We start from the raw sequence: 3,344 nt of genomic DNA, 5'->3' as shown, positions 1-3,344 counted from the left end.
CATATGCCTGCACAACCAGACATAGCCACAAACACAAATTAGCTCCTGCTACCGCGCTTGTGTATTTCAGATAGACTCGTGGTTCATTTAAGCTTCCATGCTCGCCCTGAACTCCGGGCACACTGTAGGTCTCATCCATTCGCCACGAACCAGAGACAGCACGCTTCTTGCCATTACGGAACGCGGCTTCCAGCTGAGGGGCATACTCCAACACCCAGCGATGGATAGTTGCGTGGTCAACTTGAACCCCGCGCTCTGCCAATAACTCCTCGATATCCCGGTAACTGAGCTTGTAGGCCACATACCAGCGGACCGCCATTAGAATAGTGGCGGAAGGAGACTGTTTGTTGGCGAAATTCAGGGGTATCGGGGATCTCAAGGTCAGATAAAGAAACAGGCCTATCATCACTGATAAGCCTGTTAATTTGTCATCCGTTCGTCAAAAGGGGTGATAACAGTAAGAATTGCTATTAGTTGAGCACCAAGATGCGACAGAACCAAATTCCTAGTGAGAGAATGAGGATTTACAAAACAACCCCCATTGTCCCCAGAGTTACCTTTCCTTTTGTATGCAAACTGTGCTAAATATTCCATAACAACTATTAATTAAACCTATTTGTTAGATTGGTACGCTTAAAGGGTTTAATTTCGCTTTTGCTTGTTGTATCTTACATCCATGCTAATGATGAGGGGTAACTATGAGCACTATTCTCGATTCTCTGGATCTCGTTTCTGAACGGATGCAACAAGAGCAAGCCAACCTGAAAGCTCTTATTAAAGAAAAAATGCAGATTAAGGTCACGGATGCAGAGCTAAACGATAAAGTCGACCGCCTGATTTATAATCACTGTTTAAAGAAGAAAGAATTACAAGAGTTGTTTGGTCTGTCGCGAGTGACATTTAATACGCGTATTGACGAGGCAATAGAGAGTGGTGTGATTGGTCAGCCGATTATTCAGGGAAGAACGCATTTATATAATCGATTTGATGTAAAGAATTTCATGGATCATATGGCGTTACCTCGTTATGCCGACCGTTTTAATTCGATTGTCGTCGCAGTTGAAAACCATAAAGGCGGTACAGGAAAATCTACAACGACGGTTACTTTGGCTACAGCTTGTGCGCTAGATTTAAATCTTAACGCTCGTTGTTTGATCATTGATCTCGATCCGCAAGGCTCCACAGGGCAAAACTTGATTCATCAGGACAGTGAAGAAGCGGTATATATGACGGCTGTCGATGTTGCGTTATCTGAGTTGGAGCCTGAAGGGGATTTTGCTCAATACCTTGAACAAGGTTATGAGAAGAGTGAGCTAATTAAGGCTATTCCCTTTAAAACGCATTTACCCAATCTGGACGTCATACCTGCCTTTCCTTCTGATGAGCGTTTTGTTGATGTTTATTGGGGGCAAGATGAAGCTGGTCAAAGTGAGTTGTTATGTGCGTTAAGAGAAAAAATTATTCCTTCCTTGCGTGAGGAGTATGATTTGATATTTATCGATACCCCTCCACAAAACTCTCCGATTCTCTGGGCTGTGAATGAAGCGGCTGATGCGGTGTTAATTCCGGTAACACCACGAGAATTCGACTTTTCATCAACAACTAATTATATGGCAACGATGCCGAGTACTTTTAGAGAGTTACCCTCTAAAGGTGAGAATTTAAAGTGGGCAAAGTTATTACCTGTGAATTTTGATGAAAAAAGTTCGCATGAGGTGAAGGTTTTTAATAAGTTATTACGCTCAACTCAAGGTCATTTGTTGTCGACGGCTATTCGTCATTCTGAAGCATTTGTGTCTGCGGCGGAAAGTAACCGAACTGTGTGGGATATTCGCAAATCAGAACAACTTTGCTCTGGTAAGCAATTGGACTTGGCTCTGACATCGGTCAATGCTGTTTATCATCAATTCATCACCGAGATGAAGCAGCTAGCGACGAAGGGGTTATAATATGTTGAGACCACAAGAAAAACGTACGGGGTTTAAGCAAGGTAACCAATTAGGTAAGTTAGCAAAAAAAGAAATAATGACAAAGGTGCTCACGTTTGCCAGTGGTGCATCTGTGAATGCGACCCGAGTGGTGATTGATGCCGATGCTATCGAAAGTAAAACGGTTATCCATGCGTTAAACCCTCGTCGTCAATCCTCTCTAACATTAGATTCTGTTCGCGACATTTTACCTAGCATTAAAGATGAAGGGGTACATACGGAAGGTGTGGCGATCATTAACTCGCAAGGGGTTTATGAATTACTTGATAGCTCTCGTCGCCGCTTTAGTTGTCTTTTAGCAAATAAATCGCTTCCTCTTTGGGTTATCGATAATGGTGTTATTGAAGGCGATTTAGTTGCGTTTATTAATACGACTCAGGCAGTTAAAGGGTTGTCTTATCGTGAACTAGGTGCGAGTTACCCTGCGATAATGAGTGAAAAAGGGCTCAATAATATTAATGAGCTTGCTGAGTATCTTGGTCTTGGTCGTGAGACGTGTCGTAAACGGTATGTGGCTGCTGTTATTGCTGATGAGTTGATTAAGATTTTCCCTGATTGTGAAGGTATACCTAACAGTTTTTATGTGAAAATTGCGAAGGTAGAGAAAGTACTTAAAAAAATGAATTACTCAGTGTCTGATTTTGTTCATCGATTAGATTTACGGACTGTGGATGGTTTGGCTTCTATAGAGGGAAAACAGAAAGCGATATGTGACTTAATGAGCACGCTTGCAAGCACCTTGGATGATGGGGAGACTAAGAAGTTAGTATGGGCAACGGAATCTTTGGCTGAGTTTGATGAAAAAAATAAGTATGCCAAGGTATCTAGAAGTAGCGATAATCGTTGTTTGAAAATTGAACTGAGTCGTCTTTCCCCTGAGTTATATGTGGATTTAGTGGATTTCTTAAAGACAAAAATCAGCGATTAAGAGCTGTAATGCCCAGCTTTTTGAAAATGGTTTTTCTGGGGACAATGGGGGTTGTTTTTAATTACCCCCTTAAATTAATCAGTTAACTAGCGGCCTATCTCTGCTAATAATACTTTAGGCTATCAAGGGAGGTGCTCTTTGTTTCTTGGAGGTGTCGCTGTCAACGATGAATCTTATTTAGCACCCCTTCGGGGCAACCATGCCCTATTTCTCACGCTCCCTTTCGTATGTTCCATTCTCATATCGCTTGTGAAACTCAGCCAACTACGTTGTCTTCACCAAAGGTAACGGTCAGGGCTATCAACAGCAATCCTTCTCCTACCGTCGAACTCACAACATCAAGAGCTTTCACCTTTTCCTGCTAAGTGTTTGTAATCGTCGCTACCGGTCTCATGAGTCATTGTACTTCCTGCGTGTCCATTCATTTC

The 3,344-nt window shown here is 42.4% G+C and carries 2 protein-coding genes and 1 pseudogene; 2 read left to right on the top strand and 1 reads right to left on the bottom strand.

Features of this window, described 5'->3' with window-relative positions:
* Positions 1–367 (bottom strand): annotated as a pseudogene (locus C9J12_RS31365) (hypothetical protein); the annotation flags it as partial.
* Between the two features lie 331 nt (positions 368–698).
* Between C9J12_RS31365 and C9J12_RS29675 the strand changes: the two are divergent.
* Positions 699–1,949 (top strand): ParA family protein, encoded by a 1,251-nt coding sequence (locus C9J12_RS29675; protein ID WP_107247023.1) that lies wholly within the window; start codon positions 699–701, stop codon positions 1,947–1,949.
* Position 1,950: 1 nt separating this feature from the next.
* Positions 1,951–2,916, top strand: a complete 966-nt coding sequence (locus tag C9J12_RS29670) for a ParB family protein (RefSeq protein WP_107247020.1) — start codon at positions 1,951–1,953, stop codon at positions 2,914–2,916.
* Positions 2,917–3,344: the final 428 nt, after the last annotated feature.

It is taken from the genome of Photobacterium frigidiphilum, from assembly GCF_003025615.1.
Lineage (GTDB): Bacteria > Pseudomonadota > Gammaproteobacteria > Enterobacterales > Vibrionaceae > Photobacterium > Photobacterium frigidiphilum.
Note: the sequence above shows the minus strand (reverse complement) of the source record. Positions and strands in the feature narration are given on the sequence as shown.